The following is a 23,271-nucleotide window of genomic DNA, read 5'->3' on the forward strand; positions in this document are numbered from 1 at the left end:
CCTTGTAAATTGGCACCTTGTAAATAGGCACCTTGTAAATAGGCACCTTGTAAATAGGCACCTTGTAAATAGGCACCTTGTAAATTGGCACCTTGTAAATTGTTACCTTCTAAATTGTTACCTTGTAAATTGGCATCTTGTAAATAGGCACCTCCTAAATTGGCACCTTGTAAATTGGCACCTTGTAAATTCAGTAGATGGAAAACTTTTTTTGATCAACGAGATAATAAGCTTTTCAGCCCTCGTATTTGACAAAATAATCTTGCCACTCTTGGCGATCGCTCGCAGAATAAAATCTATCAAAGGTAAAAACAATTGTAAAACAAGGATTAGAGATGATAGTACTTTTGCTCTATATAAACGAAGCCATAAGGCTTCTAGAAAACATTTCCATCTACTGATAGTTACAATTTTTTTCGTAGCCCAAGCTAAAAGAACAAAAAATTATCGGCTTCGATATCAGGCAAATTGCTGAGAACAGCAAACTGAGTTAAATCTACACCATTGTCACTATCGATATAAGCCAAGCTTCCATCATTGGTGGCATAGACAAAACCAAGAGTAAAATCAGCTTCTAAATCATCTAAATTATCTACAATCAATAATTGGTCATCATCAATTGCCCCAACCTCATTAATACCATCAAAACCTCTTTGATTAAGAGAAATAAAATCAGCAACGGGATTAAAGTCAGCAATTGTATCAATACCTAATCTTTCATCAATGCGAGCAAACTGAAAGCGATCGCGTCCCAAGCCACCTTCTAATAAATCATCAGCAAAACTACCAACGAGTGTATCATTACCTGAGTTACCTAGTAAGCGGTCTTCTTGTCTGCCACCATCTAGGTAATCATCACCACTACCACCACTGAGGCGATTTTTAGAAATACTGCCAATTATGCGATTATCGAGAATATTTCCTATACCAGCAGTAAAGCGCTCGCTAGTCAAAATAAGATTTTCAACATTTCTACCTTTTGGTACTAGTGCCCAATCCACAGAAGATTCTATAGTATCAATGCCACCATCAGCATCTGGCTTTTCATTTTCTACTACATCATCAACAGAATCGACTATGTAGTAGTCATTGCCATCACTACCACGTAAAGTATCGTTACCGCGACCACCATCAAGGATATCATTGCCATTTTTACCAATTAAAAAGTCGTTACCATCGTTACCTAGAAGTAAATCATCATCAAAACTACCATCTAGTGAATCGTCGTCATTTGTGCCAACAACTTCATTAAGATCTGGTTGTGAAGGTGGAGTAATATCTTTAGATTGACCAAAAATGATGTAACCTTTGCCGCGGTTATCTTGATTATCGACCTGAGCTCCATCAGCAGCGATAACCAAATCATCAACCCCATCTCCATTTAAATCTCCTGCACTACTTACTGATCGTCCTAAGTTATCATCATTGGGTAAACCACGAATAGAAAAACCATTGTTCCCATTTAATTCAGAAATATTTACACTGCCTCTGTTACCTATGTTTGTTGCGCCAAATAAAACATAAACTTCTCCATCAGGCCTTTTCCCATCATTACCTATAATTAGGTCATCTATTTCATCTCCGTTTATATCCCCTGCATTACTCACCGAATCGCCAAATAAGCTCCCTGAAATTCCATTAATTACAAAACCATTTCGCCCATTTAGAGTTGTTAGGTCAAAATTGCCTGTGTTTCCTAGATTGTTACTGCCAAAAACTACATATTTCTCTTCAACCTCATCTGGAGCAACAATTAAGTCATCAATATTATCGTTGTTAATATCTCCTATAATACTAACTTGATTGGAGTCATTTCCTGTATGATTATGAGTAATAACAAATCCATTATTCCCATTTAAATTATTGATTTCTGCTGGTAAATTGGTTACACCTGTACTTCCAAATATTATATAACTCTCTTGTCTTCCTCCTCCAAGAATGATGTCTTCAATTCCATCACCATTTACATCTCCTCCCCCATCTACAGAAGCAATGTCACCATTAATAACATGAGCCCTGAAATTGGTGGATGAATTTGTTTTCCCAAATAAGATATAAGTGTTACCTTGCGTACCATCAACAATTACATCATCAAAACCATCATTATCAATATCACCTATATTATCTACTTCTGTCCCAAAGAATTCGTTTGTAAATATACTAGGTATAATTGAACCGTTATTACCGTTATCGCCGTCATTTCTTAGTGATACTAGTTCAAAACTACCATTAGTACCTACATTAGGTCCACCATAAACAATATAGGCTTCTCCGGCATTAACAAGAGGATTTCCTCTAACGACTCTATTTGCTTCCCATGCTCCAATAATTACATCATCATAATTATCACCGTTAAAATCACCCCCTCCACTCACTGATTTACCTGATTCATCTTCTCCTTCAAATTGTCCTGTAATAGAAGAAAACTCTGCACCTTGAATTCCATTAATAGTAAAACCATTGTTTCCGTCAAGTTCATCTAACTTTATAGAAGATAAATCACCTCTGCCTAAATCACGATTACCATAAATTACATAGCTTTGACCTGCATTTCTTCTACCACCTGGATCTGCAAAGTAAGCCCCAATAATCAAATCATCAAGGCCATCACTATTCATATCTCCGGCAGTACTAACAGAAATGCCCAATCGATCCCCGCTACTAATCCCTTCAATCACAAAACCATTGCTACCGTTTAACTCAGCAAGATTGAATTGAGCTGGAAAAAGTGTTTCGTTATCAAAATTATCTAAGACTGTTAATTCTTGACTGACATCGCTAAATCCATTAGCTGAAGGGCTGATAGTTACCAGTTGGTTGCCATCGAGGATGTTATTATCTACGGCATCGATAGTAAAAGTAGCTAAGTCATCACCGTCAGGAATAGTTACTGTTGGAAGTACCCTAGCTTCAGATGTATTGATGAGATTTTGGTCTGTGGTATTCATGAAAATTGATTAGATAATTGTACTGGGCCAAGATTGACACTTATTTTTTAATAATTTTATTTTAACCCAATGTCAGTAGATGGAAAAGTTTTTCCCCAGAGCGATCTCGTGCGAGATCCGCTTCGCGGTGCGCGTTTCAACTTTGGTAAGATTCAATACAAAATATTAAAGATAATAGATAAACAAAACTTATTAATTTACTAAACTTATTAACCAGAAGGTAAATAGATACCATCAACTATCTGGTAAATTTGGTCAATAGAATGGCTTAAAAAAGACAACATTTGTTTAAAAGTAAAAAGAGAATGATAAATTAATCTTCCACCACGGCGAGGTTTGCTAACTTTTTTCCAGAGCAGATTAATCCATATATTTACTATAATAAAAGAAATACCTATAAATAATAATCGAATAATCGGGTTTTTGTTAGTTGTCTTTATTCTACAAATATTTTTAATTCTATAACTACTTTCAATCCCAAAGCGTTGACGATAACTTTGATGAATATAATCTAAACTTACATAAGGTTTATAGACAACATAAGCAAAATATTCGATTCCTTTTTTATTTCTTTTTCCCTTTAAATACTTACAAACTATCCACAAGTCAAAAGTGACAAAATCTTCTTTATTTTTAGACATTGTATAACTTGTTTTATAACTTTTTCCTCCTAGAAGAAATTGATTAATTCCACCAGTTTTACCTCGCCTTATTGCTGGCATAATAAAAGGTATTTTCAAAGCTTGCAGCCAACGAATCACTGCAATACTGAAAAAATCTCTGTCTAAATATAATGTTTTAAAATTTAGTTTAAGTGGAAAAATATAACCTAATAAGTAGCTAATTACTGCTACCATTGTATCAGTTGGTCGAATAGCACAAATTGCTAAAGTCAACCTTTTATCTTTTTTAATTACATATACAGTAGCATAAGAATAAAAAGAGCATGTTCCTAATTTAGCTTGACTTCTATAAATTTCTAAATTGGCACCTTGTAAATCAGCACTTCTTAAATTGGCATCTTGTAAATAGGCATATCTTAAATTGGCACCTTGTAAATTGGCACCTTCTAAATTGGCACCTTGTAAACTAATATCTACATCAGGATTATCTTGTCGCCACTTATTTAATAGTGTTTTCTGATAAGAAATAATCACTGCCAGTATTTTTTTATTTTTCTGACAATTGTCTAAAGCAAAAAGAACATAAGATTCTTCAAGGTATGGTAAACGCATTATGCTACTTAAAGTCCCTTCGGGCATATTCGCCAACAAGTTAGGATTTTCTTGTAGCATTAAATCAAATACTGGATTACTTAATAACTCTTGGGGAAAATCTTCTCCTAACTTCCATAAAATCTTAGCAGGAGTATGAGGATTACTCACCAAAGCAAGTCTAATTTCTCTCTGAGAATATTGGTGATAAATTTCTTCTAAAACCACAGGAAAGGTTTCGGGGTTATTAGCGTGTTTGATTATTGTTTCTGATATTGGATGAGAAGTCATTTGTATCTTTTGTAATAATGTCTTTCTTTAATCAGTATAAGAAATAGGGATTGGTACTAAGCGGCGATCGCTTTTGACTTTTAGTATATATTTACTATATTTTCCTCAATTTTAACATGCTACTTAATTATATTTAAAGGAAACAGAGATTGGTACTAAGCGGCGATCGCTTTTGACTTTTAGTATATATTTACTATATTTTCCTCAATTTTAACATGCTACTTAATTATATTTAAAGGAAACAGAGATTGGTACTAAGCGGCGATCGCTTCTGGCTTGTAGTATATATTTACTATATTTTCCTCAATTTTAACCTGCTACTTAATTATATTTAAAGGAAACAGGGATTTTAAGGTATACATAAGTATGACAAGACGCTGTTTTCATTGTATTATCTCCCTTGTCTCCTTGTCTTCCTCATATCACTCGCACCAGAACTTATGTACTAAATTAACCTCAGAAAAAGTTCATTTCTCGTATTTCCCATATCTTGCAAAGGTATACCAATTTTTAAGCGTTGAGCATTAATTCTTTAACTCATTACTTTAAAACTTCAAAACTTATTACGTTAAAACTTCTTTCACTTCAAGACTTCAAGACTCAACCATCACCCCTCTTCTTTTGGCAAAGGTGCGAGGGTCTGAGTTTACCCTAAGATCGTAGCACTCGGTCAACCAATTTTTAAGGGTTGAGCATTAATTCTTTAACTCATTACTTTAAAACTTCAAAACTTCAAAACTTCAAAACTTCAAAACTTCAAAACTCAACCACCACCAGATAGCCAGTAGGTTGGGTTGAGGTAACGAAACCCAACAATCTAACTCCTTTTTACCGACTGTTAGGTGTTGGGTTGCAAGATCTGAGCTCAAGGCGTATTCAGTATTTTTGCTGACCTAAAAATTAGTACATAAGTTCTGGTGCAAGATATAAGTTTAACTCAAGATACTGGCTAGAGAAAATTTATTATTACCTTAAAGTTTTATTTTTGTCAATATATTGTTTGTAAATTTTTATTTACAAACAATAAAAGTGCCTGCTATAAAATTGACAAATAAATGTAAAGTAATTTTTAAAATTTTTATCAAATTGTTGCAAATTAGGAGATAGGGAAAAAAAGTAGGTATTTTTTTGGTATAAAAATAAAAGGCCCAAATTCATATAAGCTTAAGTTGAAGGAGAATATTATTTATGTTCACTCACGTCAAGTCCACCATTCGACACATTTCACCAGAAAGAACAGAAGCAAAAGCTTTAGTCAAGGTGGTCTATGTCGTGCTAGAATCCCAATACCAAAGTTCTCTAGCAGCAGCAGTTAAATCAATTAACGAAACGAATGAGAGTATAGCTATAGAACTAAGCGGTTATTTACTAGAGGAATTAAGAAATCCAGAGAACTATGCGGATTTTGAAGAAAAAATTGCAGAAGCAAACATATTCATAGCCTCTTTAATATTTATAGAAGATTTAGCCGCAAAAATAGCAGAAACAGTAAAAGCAAAAAGAGACGATATAGATGCAGTAATAGTATTTCCATCGATGCCGGAGATGATGCGTCTAAATAAATTGGGAAGTTTTTCTATGTCTCAACTAGGACAATCGAAGAGCGCGATCGCCCAATTTATGAAGAAACGCAAAGAAAAATCAGGAGCATCCTTTGAAGATGGAATGCTAAAACTACTACGCACCTTGCCCAAAGTACTAAAGTATATGCCTTTAGACAAAGCTCAAGATGCACGGAGTTTTATGATGAGTTTTCAATACTGGTTAGGAGGATCCCCAGAAAATATTGAAAACTTTTTAATTATGGTAGCTGACAAATATGTGTTAGAAAACAAAAAAGACACAGCAATCAGCTACAAAGATCCCATAGTATATCCAGATATGGGAATCTGGCATCCTTTAGCGCCAAAAATGTTTGAGGATGTACAAGAATATCTAGAATGGCATAAACAAAGACCAGACATAGCCTCAGAACAAAAACAGCCATCAGCTCCCTGTATTGGTTTAATTTTACAGCGTACCCATTTAGTAACAGGAGACGATGCCCACTACGTATCCATGGTACAAGAATTAGAAGCGATGGGAGCAAGAGTAATTCCAGTCTTTGCTGGGGGTTTAGACTTCTCCAAACCAGTAGAAGAATACTTCTATGACCGCAGAGTCAAAGGAGTAACTCCAGTAGCAATGGTGGATGCAGTAGTATCATTAACAGGTTTTGCTTTAGTGGGAGGTCCAGCCAGACAAGACCATCCTACAGCAGTAGAAGCCTTGAAAAAACTAAATCGTCCCTATATGGTAGCTTTACCATTAGTATTCCAAACAACTCAAGAATGGGAAGCAAGCGATTTAGGACTACATCCAATCCAAGTAGCCTTACAAATTGCCATACCAGAACTAGATGGGGCAATTGAACCATTAATTTTATCAGGAAGGGATGACGCCACAGGCAAAGCGATTACTCTACAAGATAGAACAGAAACCATTGCCCAAAGAGCAATGAAATGGGCTAACCTACGTAAAAAAACCAACCAAGACAAAAAAGTAGCAATTACTATTTTTAGTTTCCCTCCAGACAAAGGAAATGTAGGTACAGCAGCTTATTTAGACGTATTTGGTTCCATCTACGAAGTAATCAAAGGTCTGCAAAGTAATGGCTATGATATACCAGAATTACCTGAGTCACCAGAAGCCTTAATGGCAGAAGTTATTAATGATGCCTCAGCACAATATCAAAGCCCAGAACTCAATGTTGCTTATCGCATGAGTGTCACAGAATACGAGCGTTTAACCCCCTATTCTACCCGTTTAGAAGAAAACTGGGGACCACCACCAGGAGAACTAAATAGCGATGGACAAAACCTCTTAGTCTATGGAAAAAGCTTTGGGAACCTATTTATAGGAGTACAACCAACCTTTGGATACGAAGGGGACCCCATGCGCCTACTATTTTCTCGTTCAGCTAGTCCTCACCACGGTTTTGCCGCCTATTACACCTATTTGAGCGAAATTTGGCAAGCAGACGCAGTGCTACACTTCGGTACTCACGGTTCTCTAGAATTTATGCCCGGTAAACAGATGGGTATGTCAGGAGCATGTTACCCAGACAATTTAATTGGCACCATTCCTAATATATATTACTACGCGGCCAATAACCCATCAGAAGCAACAATTGCTAAACGTCGTAGTTATGCAGAGACTATTTCTTACCTGACACCTCCCGCAGAAAATGCAGGACTATACAAGGGTTTACAAGAACTCTCAGAGTTAATATCCTCCTATCAAACTCTGAAAGATACAGGCAGGGGTGTACCAATTCTCAATAGTATTGCTGATAAGTGTCGGTTAGTTAATTTAGATAAAGATATTGACTTACCCGAAGAAGCAAAAGACCTCAGTCCAGAAGAACGGGATAGGGTAGTAGGTAAAGTCTATCAGAAACTGATGGAAATTGAATCACGTTTACTACCATGTGGACTTCATGTAGTAGGTAAACCACCAACAGCTACAGAGGCGATCGCCACTTTAGTAAATATCGCTAGTTTAGACCGTCCCGAAGATGGTATAGTCTCCCTCCCCAGAATTATTGCCCAAAGCATTGATAGAGACATTGAAGAAATCTATCAAAACAATAACAATGGTGTTTTAGCAGATGTAGACTTGTTACAAAAAATTACTCAAGCCACTCGCGAAGCCGTAGCCGCTTTAGTAGATAGTCAAACCGAAAGCGATGGCCGAGTTAGTAAAGTAACCCCATTTAACTTCTTTAATCGCGGTCAAAAAACACCTTGGTTAGAAGCTTTAACTAATGCAGGATATGGTCAAGTTGACCCTGAATTGCTCAAACCTCTGTTTAAATTCCTAGAATTCTGTTTAGAACAGGTTTGTGCAGACAAAGAATTAGACGGTTTACTTCAAGCTTTAAGTGGAGAATATGTACTGCCTGGACCTGGAGGAGACCCGGTACGCAATCCTAACATACTACCAACTGGCAAAAATATTCACGCCCTAGACCCCCAATCAATTCCCACGACTGCTGCGGTTCAATCGGCTAAAACCGTTGTAGATCGCCTGTTAGAGCGTCAAAAACAAGAAAATGACGGGAAATACCCTGAAACTATAGCTTCTGTACTTTGGGGTACTGATAACATTAAAACCTATGGAGAATCCCTCGCTCAAATTCTCTGGATGGTGGGAGTTAAGCCTAAACCCGATGCTTTAGGACGAATCAACAAGGTAGAACTAATTTCTTTAGAAGAATTAGGTCGTCCTCGTATCGATGTGGTAGTAAATTGTTCTGGAGTATTCCGCGACTTGTTCATTAATCAGATGAATCTTTTAGACCAAGCAGTTAAATTAGCTGCTGAGGCTGATGAACCTTTAGAAATGAACTATGTACGTAAACATGCTTTAGAACAAGCAAAAGAGTTAGGAGTAAATCTGCGTCAAGCAGCAACTCGTGTCTTCTCTAATGCTTCTGGTTCCTATGCCGCTAATGTTAACTTAGCAGTAGAAAATAGCAGTTGGGAAGAAGAATCAGAGTTACAAGAGATGTATTTGAAGCGCAAATCTTTTGCTTTTGATTCCGATAATCCTGGAGTTATGGGAGAAAATCGGGAGATTTTTGAGTCTTCTTTGAAAACCGCTGATGTGACTTTCCAAAATTTAGATTCTTCTGAGATTAGTTTAACGGATGTGTCCCACTATTTCGATTCAGATCCTACTAAGCTTATTTCTAGTCTGCGTAAAGACGGTAAAAAACCAGCTTCTTACATCGCTGATACTACCACTGCTAACGCCCAAGTACGTAGCTTATCAGAAACAGTTCGTTTAGATGCCCGCACTAAACTACTTAATCCTAAATGGTACGAAGGTATGCTTAACCATGGATACGAAGGTGTTCGTGAGTTATCCAAACGCCTAGTTAATACTATGGGTTGGTCTGCTACCGCAGGCGCTGTAGATAATTGGATTTATGAAGATACCAATACTACTTTTATTGAAGATCAAGAAATGTGTAAGCGATTGATGAATCTCAATCCTCATTCTTTCCGCCGCATGGTTAGTACTCTTTTGGAAGTAAATGGTCGTGGTTATTGGGAAACTTCTGAAACCAATATAGACCGTTTGCGGGAATTATACCAAGAAGTCGAAGACCGCATTGAAGGAATCGAATAATTAATCATTAATTATTTATTCCTTACCTACCCCCTCACAGGGGTAGGTTTTTTACATTTTTTTTAAACAATAAAATTGTTAGAATCATTGAGTTGATTTTCTTCTACCCCTGCAACAAAAATATAGGGATTAGAAGGTTGTGGATTTGAACCATCAGGGTCAATGACTTCTTCTACCAATATAGTCACAGTCGCCAGATTAGAATCATCTTGACCATCATTCGCCCGATAGGTAAAGGTATCTGTGCCAAAGAAGTCTTCATCTGGTGTGTAAATAAAAGACCCATTGGGGTTGATAGTTAAATCCCCGTTATTTACAGTCACTAATTTGGGCTGTTTCGTCTACAGTTTCATAGTTTAAAGATATAGATGTATCTATTTCTTTGTCGAGAGTGACTGTAAATTCATAAGGAGTTAGACCACGAATAATGAGTCTTGAAGTCTTGAAGTTTTGAAGTTTTGAAGTAAGAAGTCTTGAAGTAATGAGTTAAAGAATTAATGCGATCGCCCTTAAAAATTGGTTGACACTCAAGGCGTATTCAGTATTTTTGTTCTATAGATTCTTTTCTTCGGCTTTTGACCACAATAATTTGGTACATAAGTACTGGTGGAAGATGTGAGAAAATGAATTTATTAGTAGGGGCGCAAGGCTTGCGCCCTTCTAGCGCTGTCACCCGCGAGAGAAAACCTGCTCAAAATTGCCAGCCTTTACCAGTTAATGGTTTGGGGTCACAAATAACTTGTGAAGTGGCGGAGAGCGCCTCCCAATAACTCAAGATTATTGACCACAAAACAGCCTCTAAGGCGCTCTCCGCTTTCGCTGGCAATTTTGAGTAAGTTTATTGCACCCCTTAAAAATTGGTTGACACTCAAGGCGTATTCAGTATTTTTGTTCTATAGATTCTTTTCTTCGGCTTTTGACCACAATAATTTGGTACATAAGTACTGGTGGAAGATGTGAGAAAATGAATTTATTAGTAGGGGCGCAAGGCTTGCGCCCTTCTAGCGCTGTCACCCCCTCAGCAGTTGGAGACCACGGAGTTAAATTGTTGGGTTATCTCCCTGCCCAACCTACTAAATCTCTAAATAGGCAAAATCTGGGTATAACGCGATAATATGATACCATAGTTGTATAGTAAAATTTAAAATATTAAAATATCTAATATGGCAGAAGTTAACTGGATCCCCGCTTTAATCGGTGGAATGCTGATTGGAATGAGTGCGACTATTTTACTAGCTTTTGATGGTCGAATCGCTGGTATTAGTGGCATGGTAAATGGTGCAATCAAATTTAAGCCTGAAGAAAATTGGCGATGGCTGTTTATTGCAGGGATGCTGGGAGGAGGTTTAATTTATGAATATGTCTTGGCAAAAGAACCTACCCCTGTATCTTCTTTTGCACCAGTAGCCATGATTGTGGGTGGTTTTCTCGTGGGTGTTGGTACAAGGATGGGGAATGGTTGTACTAGTGGTCATGGTGTCTGTGGCTTGGGAAGACTATCTTTTCGCTCTTTGATTGCTGTTGTTACTTTTATGGTTACAGCAATTATAACAGTATTTATTACTAATCATCTGATTGCTTAATAGTAAAAGAAAATGAAACAAAGTTTAATTGCTCTTTTGTCGGGGTTACTATTTGGTTTTGGTTTAAGCCTCTCTCAAATGATTGATCGCGATCGCGTCTTAGGATTTTTAGATCTCTTTGGAGACTGGGATCCCACCCTCTTATTTGTCTTAGGGGGTGCTGTAGGAGTTACACTAATTGCCTTTCGTTTTGTACTGCGTTTACCGCAACCAATTTTCAGTAGTAAGTTTTATTTGCCTACTAAAAAAGATATAGATAGACCATTAATTCTGGGTGCGGTGATTTTTGGCTTAGGTTGGGGTATTGCTGGCTACTGTCCTGGTCCAGGTATTACCGCTATAGTTTTGGGAATACGCAATCCAATTCTATTTATGATTGCTTTTATCTTGGGATCTCTCACATATCTGAGGTTATCATCCTCAAAACCTAAAGATATCAGATAATCTTCAATCTTTTATTTTCAAGCGCTAAGAAGGTTCTAGCCATTCATAAAATTCAATTGACTCTGGTGGACAACTAGAACAACTTTTACATTTTTGAGTTTTCATTTGCTGTATCCTGCCTTTGCGAATTAAATGCTTGAGAATATGACGAAGGTAGTCTGGTTCACGATGAAATTTAATCGCTAGTTCAGCTAAAGAGGCTTTTTTATGTTCAATTAGATAGGATTGAATTTCAGTTAAAATCATTTATTTAGTGTTTTTCCTAGTAATGTTGACAATTACCGCACCTTTTACGGTGTCTTATATCTTGCACCAGTATTTATAGCAATGAGCGTTGTACTGTTAACAATATTTATATTTACAGATCCCCCCTTCCCCCCCTTAACAAGCTATGCTTTATAAGCAACTCTGAAACTCTTGTATAGCAGGGAGCTTCTGAGCAGGGAGCAGGGAGAAAATTTTTAAGTAAAATTACTTAATTTCCTAAATAATGTATATTTTTATACATTATTTTCTTAAACAGAATCTAACAAAGCACTTACCCACAAGTTACGGTTTTTGTCAAGTTTTGTGTTAAGAAAGATGTTTATAAAGGATAGCCTTAACAAGGGGGGCTTTTCATGATAACTGTAAACATCTATTTGGTCATTGCTATATGTACTAAATTAACCTCAGAAAAAGTTCATTTCTCTTTCGCCGAAGATTTTGCACTCGGTCAACCAATTTTTAAGCGTTGAGCATTAATTCTTTAACTCATTACTCCTTACTTCAAGACTCATTACTCAAATAATTACTCCTTACTCCTTACTTCAAGACTCATTACTCAGTCGAAAAAGTCAATAAATGCTGCACTGATGTTAATTGTGAAGAGGAACATCAGATACATTACTAGGAAAAAAATAGGAATTCCTAGCCAACGATTGAGGACGATTTGATCGAGGCGGTCTGAAGTAGTATTATTTAATTGTCCTGTGTTTTGAGTCGCTCCCTGGGTAAGTTGATTAATAAAACCATAACGACTATCAGCTATGAGAATATCGATATCCTCTCCCAATACTTGATGAATTTGGCGCCGATGTTTGGCGATAATTTTAACTAATTCTTCTCCCCCCAACTCTGGGGCTACTCCTCCATCGTATTGTAATAAATTTAGTGCTGTCCAGCGGGGGTCAACAATACGCTTAGTACTGTTCTTGTTGATATAAGGTCCTAATTCAGCTAAAGCTTCTTCAATTACAGCAGGATAAGCTACATAACTAGAAGAATGATTAATGTTTTTTACCATAGCAATGAGCCAATAGATGTTGACAAAAATGATGAAAAGCCCCCCTTGGTAAGGGGGGTTGGGGGGAAAAGTTAGTGATCAATGTTGTTAACACCACTGCGGTCACTGCTATAACCTCCTCTGGCTTTTTCGTAGCCGATGATTCTTCCTTGACTTCCCTGAGTCATTTCTCGTAAATATGTACTGGTTTCTGCTTCCATTTTTCTATTCTTCAAAGGTTGATCACTTACTAATATTCTTTGAGCTATTCCCGCTCCTACACCAATGCGACTGTTTTGAATTGCTACTAATACTGAGCCACTAGCTTGGGAGCTTATCACCTCTAATTGAGCTCCCGGAGTTAATCCCATGGCCAAAAGTCGATTAATTCCTCCTTTACCCTTAAAACCAACTAACCATATTCGTTTACCTGGTTTCACTTCTGCTAAAGGGTAAAAAGACTCAATTTCACTTTCTTTAAGAATCTCTTCGTTTTCAGTTTCCTCTTCTACTGACCCCCCAAAATAAGAAAATTTCTGATCATTGCCATTAATATGCCGATCCATAATTTAACCCTAGATGCGAATTTTTCTCATTATAAGAGTTATTAGTAATTATTTTCAATTAAAAAAGCCCTTCAAAGTTAAAGAAAAGCTTAAAATTTTGTCTCGCGATTATATAAGTAGGTGGGCTTAATTATATATAGCAGTTCCCATTCTTGTGAGGTACAAAAGTTATCCTTTTGAGGCAGGAGGCACCGAGGCACCGAGGCAGCTTTGCTGGAGTTAGGTACAACCTCATGAGTCCTTTGAAATGCTATAGCAGAAAAAGAGAGGCTTAGGACATTCATCAACTATGCCCAATTTTATAGCTAAATGATCCCCCCAAACCCCCCTTATTAAGGGGGGCTTTATAAGCAACTCACCAAACCCTTGTATAGCAGGGAGCACCGGGAGCAGGGAGAGGGGGAGAGCTGATAAGGGTAGGTTTTTAACATTTCGGTGAGGACGGGACAAGCTCAGATCTTGCATCTTTACCTAATGTTACTTGTTGTGGTTGAGTAATGAGTAATGAGTAATGAGTAATGAGTAAGAGAATTAATGCGATCGCGCTTAAAAATTGATTCTCCCTTGTCGGCCAATTTCTGTACTTTTGTTTTGGTGCTTTGATATGGGACTCCGGGAGGAACGAAGACAAGTAGACAAGGGAGATAATACAAGTAAAAAAGTATGTTTTTGGCTTTGTGTAGCATACAAATACTTATGCTGAGAGCAAAGCACGAGTATTTTTGTACTAATTTAGCGGTCAGAAAAATTCATTCATTTAGTGGTTTCGGTGGGTTTTTTGGTTCAAAAAAGTAAATATAAATACTTAAAAAAACTCATTACTCATTACTCATTACTCATTACTCAAACACAACCAGTAACTTTGGGTAAAGATGCGAGGGTCTGAGTTGTCTACTTTCCCTCCTTGTCTACCTTGTCTTACTTTTACTACAAGCTCTTTGTAAAAAACCTACCCTTGTGAGGCAGGGGAGAGGGGGGATTTTAAGTAAAATTACTTAAGTTGTGGATAAAATGTATATTACTATACTTATACCAAAGCACGCAAGTACAAAAGTACTGAAATTTGCCAACAGGCGAGAATCAATTTTTAAGGGGTTAGGATCAATTCTTTTACTTCAAAACTTCAAGACTTCAAGACTTCAAGACTTCAAGACTTCAAGACTTCAAGACTCATCCCCCACCAATAACATTAGGTAAAGATGCAAGATCAAAGAAGGGGGGCTTTATAAGCAACTCACCAAACCCTTGTATAGCAGGGAGAGGGGGAGCTCCGGGAGAGGGGGAGCAGGGGATTGATTTGGCAGCCAATTAACTAATTACGCTTTTCCATAAAGACTCATATTGTTCTAAAGTTGCTGGATATAGGGGCAGAAGAAATTCACTTTTGTTAAAAATTTCAGTATCTATGGCTACTAAATTATTTACATCTAAATCTTGAGGGGAAATTATCGGTGAAGCGGCATTAGTTAGACGAGTGATTGATTCTGCCGATTGAGTTTCCCAACAAAAATCAATCCACTTTTGAATTAAATCACTTTCTTGAGTGTATGCAGATTTTACCCATAAATCAACCCAAATAGATGTACCAGATTGAGGGACTACTGCTTCAATATTGCTGTAAGCTTTAGTTAGGGGAATGATATCTGTAGACCAACCTACTGCTATCCATGTATCGCCCATAACGATGGGTTGTAGATAGTGATCAGAACTGTAAAATTTGACTTGTTTATCTAACTGCTTTAACTCTTGTTCTAATTCTGATACGGAGGCTAAATCTCTAGTGTTATAGGAATGTCCGAGTTTTTTTAAAGTTAAACCGACTACTTCTCTGATATTAGCGGGCAAGGATAGGCGATCGCGCACTTCTTCTCGCCACAAGTCTGACCAATCTTGAGGTAACCATTTCAGTTGTTCAAATTTATCTTGACGATAGACGATCATTGTTGTCCCCCAACGATAGGGGGCTCCCCATATTTTTCCCTCTTCACTCACATAACCTTCGTCGCTTCGTCTAACTAATTCTTGATATCTTGGTGGTAATTTTTGCCATCCTGTTAATTCTTCTATCTCTAAAGGTTGTATCAATTTATTTTGAATTGATTTTTGTAACCAAGCATCACCTAAGGTTACTAAATTTCCCTGTTTGTCTGCTAATAATTGCCAAATTTCCTGCAATTTATCGTTTAATTGAAAGGCAATTAAATCTTGACTAGTTAAAGATTTACGGAATTTGCCTAAGAGTTGAGGCGGTATGGAATTATTGAGTAAAGAGAATTTTAATTTATGGTTATTTCGCTGACAGCTTGTTAAAAAGTTAGCAACAATAAGACTACTTAAACCAATTAAGAGAGAACGACGGGTCTTCATTTTTTTTCTAAGGGATAAATTATAAATAAATAATTAAATTAATCATAAATAATAACTCGGTTTAAGGAAACCTTAGTTAATATAGAATGAATTAAGCAAAGATAGGAATTTTCATGGAAGCTGTACAAAGACAAATGCTTGAATTAAATTACAAGGTAGACCAGCTATATTGCATTATAGAGGTTTTAAGCTCACAAATAGACACCTTGATAGATAATAGGCCAAATAATCGATCAAAAACATCCCAGAAATCATTGCCAACTAGAGATCAAAAACAAAATAACCAGGATATTCGTAAAATCAACCACATATCTAAACCCTCTCAATCTTCCTTGACAAAACACAAGGATATATTAGATGATTCTACGGAAGAAAGTACTGAAAAACCTCATCTAGAAGAACTTTTATCCCCTGATGTGCAAATTCAGAGACTGACAGCTCAATTAACAGCAGCTTATCATCGGATCGCTATACTAGAAGAGCAATTATTATCTAAAAGAGAAAGAATTTAGTATTTGTCTGGTTTAAGAGGAGGGCGATCGCCAATTATTGACAATTAATTGACAAATATTATAGGGAGAATTTAAAACAAAGTTAAATTAATGGAGAAATAGAGACCATTTTCTTGCCAGGTGCGATCTCCATCACGAACTTCAGTGAGAGGAATACCCCAATCAAAACGGGCTGTCACTCTATCACTTGCTTGAAAAGCAAGACCAACACCAACACCAACTAAAGTATTGGGGTCAAAAGTTGGGATAGGATTGTCTGGATTATTCCAGCCGACACCAAAATCAACAAAGGGTACAACCTGAAAAACTCCTTCGATGCGCTGTATTCTCAAAACTGGTATTCTCACCTCTGCTGAAGTAAAAAAACCATTATCTGTAAGTAAAGCATCTTGACGATAACCACGCACTGTATAAAGTCCTCCCAAGGCAAACTGTTCTAAAGCTAAGAGAGAAGTAGTAGATAGTTGTAAATCAGAACGCAGCACAAATAAAGTATCTGGGGCAAGAAGTCTCACATATTGACCTTGTCCACGCCAATTGAAAAAACGACTATCAGGAAGTTCAGCATTAGTAGTAGCATTAAGAGCATCAATACCAAGACTAAATTGAGAGCGAACCACAACAATATCACGGGGATTACGCTTAGTCCATTCTTGGAAAAATCTCAGGGCGGAAATTTTAGTTTCACCATCATCCTCGGCACCTAGGGAGAGAGGAAAGCCTACCCCCAAGATAGTAGTTTTACTAGCGGCGCGGGAGGCGGTGATTCCTAAAGTCAATTCTTGAAAAGGTGTCTGAATGACTGGATGCTGAAAACTTAAATCATAGTAGAGAGTATCTCCAGTAATATTTAATTCATCAAAGGGAGGTTCAATTACTTCAGAATCAGTAAATCTTCCCGAGAGAGTAACCTTAGCGTTGCGGGCATTTACAGGGATTTGATAGCGTCCATCATAGGTATCACTTCCATCGGTATTGATATATTCTAAACGTAAATTATCGGCTCTTCCCGAGAGGTTGAGAGAGTTAATCACTACACCCCGACGAAAACTACCAACACTAGGGACTCTGCCATTATCGGCGATCGCACTCACTCTAAAAGTATCAGCCTCAATTACTTCTACTTCTAGTAAGCTCAATTCGGGAGTTACCCCTGTAGATAGTCTAGCGGAGATTTGCTCAATTACCGGGTCTAGCTGGAGTAGTTGTAAAGCTTCGAGTAAATCCTGTTGATTGAGAGGAGTTTTTGTAGCTAGTGCTAATCTCTTTTTAACATAGTTAGGGTTAAGTCTCCCATCTACGGTTACAATAATATCTTCTATACCACCTTCAATGATTTGAATGGTAACAACTGCGTTATCAGCATCAAAGGTTTGTCCTGCGGGAATAACTGCGCCAGAATTTATATATCCTGCTTCTATATATAGTTGGGTTACTGCTGCTTCTGCTTGCAACAAACTAGAAAAGCTAATTTCCCCTAAATAGGGTTTAACTACTTCTTGCAACTCTTCTTCAGTAAATACCTGACTTTCGTTCCCCTGAAATTCAAAACCAACCACATTAATCACACCAGGTATATCTGGTTGAGGTGGTTGAGGGGTTGGTGGAGTATCTAGGGGAATTTCTGGCGCTGGCTGAGGTAGGGGTTCGGGATCTGTTGGTAAGGGGGAAGAATCCCGAGGAAAAGTGGGTGGGAAAACTTGTGCCAAGCTTTTGTGGCTGTAGCAAACTATTCCTACTGGTAAGAATAAAATGGAGAGAATGGAGAAGGTCATTCTTAAACCCTGAATTTTAAATCCCGCGAACGAGTGATTTTTTAGGGGTTTATAGCGCTGTTTGTCAGGCAATAAGTAGTTAACAGGTTTATTTATAGGGTTTCTGAGCATTTTTTTAGATATAAGAAAGTAAATATTATTAGTTTACAAGGATATTCGTGTTATTTATATCCACATTATTACTCAGAGTTGCTAAATCTACGGCTGATTCTTCCCCATCACCATCAGGGTCAAATCTAAGTATTCCCTGACTATAAATAAAACGAGTGTCTGAGGTTATTTCTTCTTCTGAAAAGGCTAATTGTGATTCTAGTAAAGTACCTATGCTTAGATCCTCGCTAAAGCCATTAGCATTAATCACAATGAAATCCGAATCTGATTCAAAATCAATGATTTCATCTCCTCCTTCTCGGGGTTGATTGTAGGTAAAGCGATCGCTTCCCTCGCCGCCTTCTAGTAAATCATCGGCAAAACCACCTATTAAAACATCATCATCATCTCCACCAATTAGGCGATCTTCTCTGATACCTCCATCTAGAGTATCTTCACCTTTGTTACCACTAAGACGATTTCTACCACTATCACCAATAATTTGATTATCTAGAAAATTACCAATTCCCGCCACAAAGCGATCATTATTTAGAGTGAGATTCTCAATATTTTTACTATTAGGTCCCATAGACCAAGTAATTGAGGAAATTATTGTATCATTCCCACCATCAGATTTTTCATTTTCCGTCACATCATTTTGGGAATCTACAATATAAGTATCATCACCATCACTACCCCGCATGGTGTCATCTCCACTCCCACCATCTAAGGTATCGTTGCCGACTTTGCCTGTCAGGTCATCATCTCCATCACCTCCTAAAATTAAATCATCATCTAAACCACCATCAAGGATGTCATCACCGCCAAAGCCTTCTATTGTGTCATTTCCACCACGACCACTAATCGTATCTTCACCATTAGCCCCGGTGATGCTATCATCTGAATTACTTCCTGCTAAGTTTACATCTGTGAATACTTCTACCGCGCCTATGTCTGGAATATCATTAAAAATTCTTGCAGAATTCCTTTGGTCGATGGGTAAAGTTTCTTCTGTATCTCCATCTCCATCTAAATCTTGTAAATCTTCTCCCAGCAATTCGGTTACACTAGCATCAATCGCGGGACTATCTTCTTCTGGTAAATGGGTTAAAGTGAATCCGCCATTATCAGCTAGGGGTTGCAGTTGAGGATCTTCTATATCGATTTGGTCTTGTAATCCAATAAAACTACTTAAACTATTGCCTGTACCAATTAAGTTACTTCCTAAACTACTAATTACAAACTCATTAGTATTCGCTTCGTCACTCAAATCAATATCTGTATTAGTATTTCCAGAAATAATTGTACTAACAATAGTAGCTAGTACTGTGTTAGTAACATTAGCACTATTTACAAATAAAACCCCACTTCCTGCATCTTCTTCGGCTTCATTTAGGGTAATAGTGCTATTAAATATGTTTGTATTGCTATTACTATAAATACCACCCCCTTCTGTTGCTGTATTTCCGCTAACTGTTGTATTGGTTAAAACTCCAAACCCAGGAAAACCATTTATTTCATTGATGTTAATTCCTCCGCCTTGATTATTAGCAGAATTATTATTTACTGTAGTGTTATTTATAATTAAACTTATGGCGTTAGAATAAATACCAGCTCCATTTTCAGCACTATTTTCTATAATCGTACTCTCGATAATTGTGGCAAAACCAAACTCATTATTGAATATTCCGCCTCCATTATTATTAGCTGAATTGTTAGAAATAGTGCTTCTGGTTATCTCAATTAAGGCATTATCATTAAAAATACCTGCACCATTTTCTCCTGTATTATTAATAATAATACTATTATTAATAGTAGCTAATCTTCGATTAATTAAACCGATTTCTGAATCTTCAATAATACTATTGTTAATAGTTATTTCTCCTTCAGTTTCAATTCCTGGGCTACTATTGGAAATAGTAATGTTATCTACTTCTAGAGTTTGAAAATTGAGAATGGCTGCTTGTTGGGAATTAGTGAGAGTTAAGTCATCTATTTCTACTGTGATGCTTTCTTCTGGAGATGGGGTAAATATGTTAAATATATTTATTTCTTCATTGTCGGCATCTATAGTTACTGACCCTCTAATGGCTAAATTGTCGGTAATTTCTAAACCTTCTCCTGTGGTTAGAGTAATTGTTTCTCCTTCAATAGATTCAGCGAAGGTAATAATATCCCTTGTAGAATTATTATTAGCTGCATTGATTGCATCTCTCAGGGATATTCCTCCCCTATCAATACCATCATTTTCATCGTCAAGGGTATCTACTACAAACTCGGCTAAAATTCCTGGGTAAGCATCTCTAATATTAGTAGGAAAAGCTAGAGGTGAATTAATCTTCCCTGTGGTTATTTCAAAATTCCAGTTACCTCCTTTAGCTGAGTTACCTGTTAAGGAATTAGAAGCAGCTATTACGGCACCTGTTATTTTTTGTAGTTGCTGAATAAAGTTTTTTCCTACTTCCTGTAAACCAACTTGACAACCATAAATAATCAAATTTTCTACTAGCCATTGTTTAATATCAGTAGCGTATTTACCTAAATTTTCGATACTTAATTTCGTTTTACCAATATATAGGCATCCTGGAGACCCATGAGTAACTAAATGAAGATTTTTATAGTGATAATTGTTTAAATTCTTGGTAATTGAAGAGATGCCATCTTGGTTTGCATCAATAATGATAACTTTAGCATTGGCGATCGCATTTGCCGCTAAATATTGGTATTCTGGAACTCTACTATCAATAAAAATAATTGATTGAGTAGATTTCAAGTGGTTTTTTTGTAACATTAGCTTTGGGCTCACAATTTTTCTCATATTACCATGGTAGAAGTAATATTAATGAATTTAAATTACTGTGATTTAGGGTTTTTCAAGACAATTGAGGCAAAAGGGAGGTGTTAACATTTTGAATGTACCTGATGAGAATTGAAGTGTAAGTGTGTTCAATTTTATATATAGCAATTATCATACTGGTGAGGTACAAAGGTTATCCTTTTGAGGCAAGAGAGGCTCCTCAGACCAAAGCATCTTTACCCAAAGTTACTTGTGGTGGTTAAGTCTTGAAGTAATGAGTAATGAGTAATGAGTAAAAGAATTAATGCGATCGCGTTTAAAAATTGATTCTCCCTTGTCGGCCAATTTCTGTACTTTTGTTTTGGTGGAAGATATGAGGCTCCGAGAGGCAAGAGAGGATCCGAGTTAGGTACAATCTCATGAGTCCGAAAATGCTATAAAAATACTTCAAAAAAATCAGATGATTAGTTATAATGAGAGCTATAGTAAAATAAAAATGCACATTACTCCTATTTTTTGAAGAACCGATTGGTCAAATTATTTTAGTCATTATCTTTAACTTGGAAAAGGAGGCGATTGTTCAATGGATTCCCTCACTAAAGACAGACAACTAATTTGTCAAATCATATTAGAACATACCAAAATTCCCTACTCCTATGGTGATGTTCATTTTGAAACGGTTTTTGATGAAAAACAAGATCGTTATCTGTTAATGATTGTAGGACGCGAACCTGCCTATGGTTTATCTTTTCCCACAACCCGTCGCGTTCATGGTTGTTTAATTCATGTTAATATTGTTGACGGCAAATTCTGGATTCAACGGGATGGAACTGAAAAAGGTGTTGCTTGGAACCTCATTCAAGCAGGGATTCCTAGAAATCGCATTGTTTTAGCTTTTAGTTCCGAACAATCCTTAGAAGAAGAATTAACCGTATAATTTAAAATCCTGTAGGGTGCGTTAGGCACAAATAACACTAGCTCAGATCTTGCATCTTTATCACTCATTTACTGGTGAGGGTTGAGTAATGAGTAATAAGTAATGAGTAATGAGTAAAAGAATTGATGTTAAACCTCTAGGATACAAAGATTATAGAGAATTAACCATAAAGAACATTTTTCCTTAAAAATTAGTACATAAGTTCTGGTGGAAGATATGAGACTGGGGAAATCAAAATCAGCAAAATGATTGCCGTAACGCACCGAAACCGGAATATCTCTTAACGGTATTTTATTTGAGGGTGCGATCGCACTAAAGAAAGTGAAAATCCTGTAGGGTGCGTTAGGCACAAATAACACTAGGGAAATCAAAATTAACAAAATGATTGCCGTAACGCACCGAAACCTGACTATCTCTTAAAGGTATTTTATTTGAGGGTGCGATCGCACTAACGAAAGTAAAACCAACAAAAATAAGTTATCTATAATCAAACGTAATAGAATTAACCCAAAATCCACAACCAGTTTTAAGATAATACATTGGTGGGATGAACAACGGTAATTTCACTAAACCGTTGAAAATCTTCTACATTAAAAGTTAAAATGTGGCTAATTTCATGAACTAACATAGCAGCTACGATTCGGGTATCATGAACCTTAACCCCCAGGACATTATATTGTTTGACCAGAATTCTCCATTGAGGATAAATAGCAGGGGTATCAGGAAGAAGAATAAAAAGTCTTTCTAATCGTTTGATCTCTGTATCTGTCTGGTTAGCACTCATTCCTAATCCATTTTTATCTAGAGGACGAGTGCAAACATTCCAAGCTTCAATCAAGTTTTGAGGAACGATATAGAGTAAATGATTGGTAGAGCGTAGCTTTTCAATAGCTATAATAGTATTCTCATTTAAGGGATGTTTTAAGTCAATAGTTCGCAACAAAATATTAGTATCGATTAGATAAGCCACTTATCCCCTTTCTTCATAAATACTTTCTCGGCTAATGGCTTCATCTTTAAGAGAAGGTAAATTAAGATTTTTATGACTTTCAACCCATTCTCGAAAAGCTTCTATCCATTCAGTTGAACTAGCGATCGCTTGAAAATGTTTTTGGGGAATTTCAAGTTCAACTCGAAATAACTGAACTTTTTGCTTTAAAAGGGCTTTTTCTTCAGGAGTTAGAGAGTCGATGATCATGGCAATAGATTCTACTAATTGAGAGTTCATAAGAGGCGCGGATTATTTAACAACTTCCTGAATTTATTATTACCTGAAATCTTGATGGAGAGGGAAAAATTTTTAGTACA

At 36.8% G+C, this 23,271-nt stretch carries 19 protein-coding genes and 1 pseudogene; 7 read left to right on the forward strand and 13 right to left on the reverse strand.

Annotated features, from left to right (window positions below):
• The 3 genes from MW688_RS01790 to MW688_RS01800 form a co-directional block, all read right to left on the reverse strand.
• Positions 1-194 (reverse strand): pentapeptide repeat-containing protein (locus MW688_RS01790; RefSeq protein ID WP_486734222.1); only part of this gene is annotated, 194 nt, incomplete at its 3' end.
• A gap of 234 nt (positions 195-428) precedes the next feature.
• Positions 429-2,948: a hypothetical protein gene (locus MW688_RS01795; RefSeq protein ID WP_486734197.1), complete on the reverse strand. Its 2,520-nt coding sequence runs from the start codon at positions 2,946-2,948 to the stop codon at positions 429-431.
• 209 nt (positions 2,949-3,157) lie between these two features.
• Complete coding sequence (locus MW688_RS01800; protein WP_486734198.1) at positions 3,158-4,453, reverse strand: pentapeptide repeat-containing protein; 1,296 nt, start codon at positions 4,451-4,453, stop codon at positions 3,158-3,160.
• 1,188 nt (positions 4,454-5,641) lie between these two features.
• Here MW688_RS01800 and MW688_RS01805 point away from each other — a divergent pair.
• Positions 5,642-9,628 carry a magnesium chelatase subunit H gene (locus MW688_RS01805; protein ID WP_486734199.1) on the forward strand — a complete coding sequence of 1,329 codons (3,987 nt, stop codon included), beginning with the start codon at positions 5,642-5,644 and terminating at the stop codon, positions 9,626-9,628.
• Between the two features lie 62 nt (positions 9,629-9,690).
• On the opposite strand, the gene MW688_RS01810 is transcribed toward MW688_RS01805, so the two are convergent.
• On the reverse strand, positions 9,691-9,951 hold the full coding sequence (locus MW688_RS01810; protein ID WP_486734200.1) for an Ig-like domain-containing protein: 261 nt from the start codon (positions 9,949-9,951) through the stop codon (positions 9,691-9,693).
• 300 nt (positions 9,952-10,251) lie between these two features.
• Between MW688_RS01810 and MW688_RS01815 the strand changes: the two genes are divergently transcribed.
• The 4 genes from MW688_RS01815 to MW688_RS01830 all read left to right on the forward strand — a co-directional run bounded on the left by MW688_RS01815 (position 10,252) and on the right by MW688_RS01830 (position 11,655).
• Entirely contained in the window at positions 10,252-10,398 is a 147-nt protein-coding gene (locus MW688_RS01815) for a hypothetical protein (RefSeq protein ID WP_486734201.1), read from the forward strand.
• Between the two features lie 194 nt (positions 10,399-10,592).
• Complete coding sequence (locus MW688_RS01820) at positions 10,593-10,742, forward strand: hypothetical protein (protein ID WP_486734202.1); 150 nt, start codon at positions 10,593-10,595, stop codon at positions 10,740-10,742.
• Between the two features lie 49 nt (positions 10,743-10,791).
• Positions 10,792-11,211 carry a YeeE/YedE family protein gene (locus MW688_RS01825; RefSeq protein ID WP_486734203.1) on the forward strand — a complete coding sequence of 140 codons (420 nt, stop codon included), beginning with the start codon at positions 10,792-10,794 and terminating at the stop codon, positions 11,209-11,211.
• 12 nt (positions 11,212-11,223) lie between these two features.
• On the forward strand, positions 11,224-11,655 hold the full coding sequence (locus MW688_RS01830) for a DUF6691 family protein (RefSeq protein WP_486734204.1): 432 nt from the start codon (positions 11,224-11,226) through the stop codon (positions 11,653-11,655).
• Positions 11,656-11,679: 24 nt separating this feature from the next.
• Here the strand turns inward: MW688_RS01830 and MW688_RS01835 are convergent, their stop codons facing one another.
• The 4 genes and pseudogenes from MW688_RS01835 to MW688_RS01850 form a co-directional block, all read right to left on the reverse strand.
• Positions 11,680-11,901, reverse strand: a complete 222-nt coding sequence (locus MW688_RS01835) for a FeoC-like transcriptional regulator (protein ID WP_486734205.1) — start codon at positions 11,899-11,901, stop codon at positions 11,680-11,682.
• Between the two features lie 580 nt (positions 11,902-12,481).
• Positions 12,482-12,940 (reverse strand): annotated as a pseudogene (locus tag MW688_RS01840) (ferrous iron transporter B); the annotation flags it as partial.
• A 71-nt stretch (positions 12,941-13,011) separates the two neighbouring features.
• The gene (locus MW688_RS01845) at positions 13,012-13,485 is read right to left on the reverse strand and encodes a FeoA family protein (RefSeq protein WP_486734206.1); all 474 of its coding nucleotides are present in this window, start codon (positions 13,483-13,485) and stop codon (positions 13,012-13,014) included.
• A gap of 1,308 nt (positions 13,486-14,793) precedes the next feature.
• A complete protein-coding gene (locus MW688_RS01850; protein ID WP_486734207.1) occupies positions 14,794-15,852 on the reverse strand; it encodes an extracellular solute-binding protein in 1,059 nt (352 codons plus the stop codon).
• 113 nt (positions 15,853-15,965) lie between these two features.
• On the opposite strand from MW688_RS01850, the gene MW688_RS01855 reads away from it, so the two are divergent.
• Positions 15,966-16,364, forward strand: coding sequence for a hypothetical protein (locus MW688_RS01855; protein WP_486734208.1), 399 nt, complete (start codon positions 15,966-15,968; stop codon positions 16,362-16,364).
• Between the two features lie 71 nt (positions 16,365-16,435).
• On the opposite strand, the gene MW688_RS01860 is transcribed toward MW688_RS01855, so the two are convergent.
• Entirely contained in the window at positions 16,436-18,139 is a 1,704-nt protein-coding gene (locus MW688_RS01860; protein WP_486734209.1) for a ShlB/FhaC/HecB family hemolysin secretion/activation protein, read from the reverse strand.
• Between the two features lie 139 nt (positions 18,140-18,278).
• Positions 18,279-21,020 (reverse strand): DUF4347 domain-containing protein, encoded by a 2,742-nt coding sequence (locus tag MW688_RS01865; RefSeq protein ID WP_486734210.1) that lies wholly within the window; start codon positions 21,018-21,020, stop codon positions 18,279-18,281.
• A 589-nt stretch (positions 21,021-21,609) separates the two neighbouring features.
• On the opposite strand from MW688_RS01865, the gene MW688_RS01870 reads away from it, so the two are divergent.
• Positions 21,610-21,963 carry a XisI protein gene (locus MW688_RS01870; RefSeq protein ID WP_486734211.1) on the forward strand — a complete coding sequence of 118 codons (354 nt, stop codon included), beginning with the start codon at positions 21,610-21,612 and terminating at the stop codon, positions 21,961-21,963.
• 128 nt (positions 21,964-22,091) lie between these two features.
• Here MW688_RS01870 and MW688_RS01875 read toward each other — a convergent pair whose 3' ends face one another.
• The 3 genes from MW688_RS01875 to MW688_RS01885 form a co-directional block, all read right to left on the reverse strand.
• Positions 22,092-22,343 carry a hypothetical protein gene (locus MW688_RS01875; RefSeq protein WP_486734212.1) on the reverse strand — a complete coding sequence of 84 codons (252 nt, stop codon included), beginning with the start codon at positions 22,341-22,343 and terminating at the stop codon, positions 22,092-22,094.
• A 146-nt stretch (positions 22,344-22,489) separates the two neighbouring features.
• Positions 22,490-22,933, reverse strand: a complete 444-nt coding sequence (locus MW688_RS01880) for a type II toxin-antitoxin system VapC family toxin (protein WP_486734213.1) — start codon at positions 22,931-22,933, stop codon at positions 22,490-22,492.
• Positions 22,934-23,191, reverse strand: a complete 258-nt coding sequence (locus MW688_RS01885) for a hypothetical protein (protein ID WP_486734214.1) — start codon at positions 23,189-23,191, stop codon at positions 22,934-22,936.
• Between the last annotated feature and the right edge of the window lie 80 nt (positions 23,192-23,271).

Source organism: Johannesbaptistia floridana, from assembly GCF_057440575.1.

Bases quoted from the DNA above. Each gene is read 5' to 3' on its own strand.
- MW688_RS01795 (WP_486734197.1), bottom strand. From the start codon at position 2,948: ATGAATACCACAGACCAAAATCTCATCAATACATCTGAAGCTAGGGTA.
- MW688_RS01800 (WP_486734198.1), bottom strand. From the start codon at position 4,453: ATGACTTCTCATCCAATATCAGAAACAATAATCAAACACGCTAATAAC.
- MW688_RS01805 (WP_486734199.1), top strand. From the start codon at position 5,642: ATGTTCACTCACGTCAAGTCCACCATTCGACACATTTCACCAGAAAGA.
- MW688_RS01815 (WP_486734201.1), top strand. From the start codon at position 10,252: ATGAATTTATTAGTAGGGGCGCAAGGCTTGCGCCCTTCTAGCGCTGTC.
- MW688_RS01820 (WP_486734202.1), top strand. From the start codon at position 10,593: ATGAATTTATTAGTAGGGGCGCAAGGCTTGCGCCCTTCTAGCGCTGTC.
- MW688_RS01825 (WP_486734203.1), top strand. From the start codon at position 10,792: ATGGCAGAAGTTAACTGGATCCCCGCTTTAATCGGTGGAATGCTGATT.
- MW688_RS01830 (WP_486734204.1), top strand. From the start codon at position 11,224: ATGAAACAAAGTTTAATTGCTCTTTTGTCGGGGTTACTATTTGGTTTT.
- MW688_RS01835 (WP_486734205.1), bottom strand. From the start codon at position 11,901: ATGATTTTAACTGAAATTCAATCCTATCTAATTGAACATAAAAAAGCC.
- MW688_RS01845 (WP_486734206.1), bottom strand. From the start codon at position 13,485: ATGGATCGGCATATTAATGGCAATGATCAGAAATTTTCTTATTTTGGG.
- MW688_RS01850 (WP_486734207.1), bottom strand. From the start codon at position 15,852: ATGAAGACCCGTCGTTCTCTCTTAATTGGTTTAAGTAGTCTTATTGTT.
- MW688_RS01855 (WP_486734208.1), top strand. From the start codon at position 15,966: ATGGAAGCTGTACAAAGACAAATGCTTGAATTAAATTACAAGGTAGAC.
- MW688_RS01860 (WP_486734209.1), bottom strand. From the start codon at position 18,139: ATGACCTTCTCCATTCTCTCCATTTTATTCTTACCAGTAGGAATAGTT.
- MW688_RS01865 (WP_486734210.1), bottom strand. From the start codon at position 21,020: ATGTTACAAAAAAACCACTTGAAATCTACTCAATCAATTATTTTTATT.
- MW688_RS01870 (WP_486734211.1), top strand. From the start codon at position 21,610: ATGGATTCCCTCACTAAAGACAGACAACTAATTTGTCAAATCATATTA.
- MW688_RS01885 (WP_486734214.1), bottom strand. From the start codon at position 23,191: ATGAACTCTCAATTAGTAGAATCTATTGCCATGATCATCGACTCTCTA.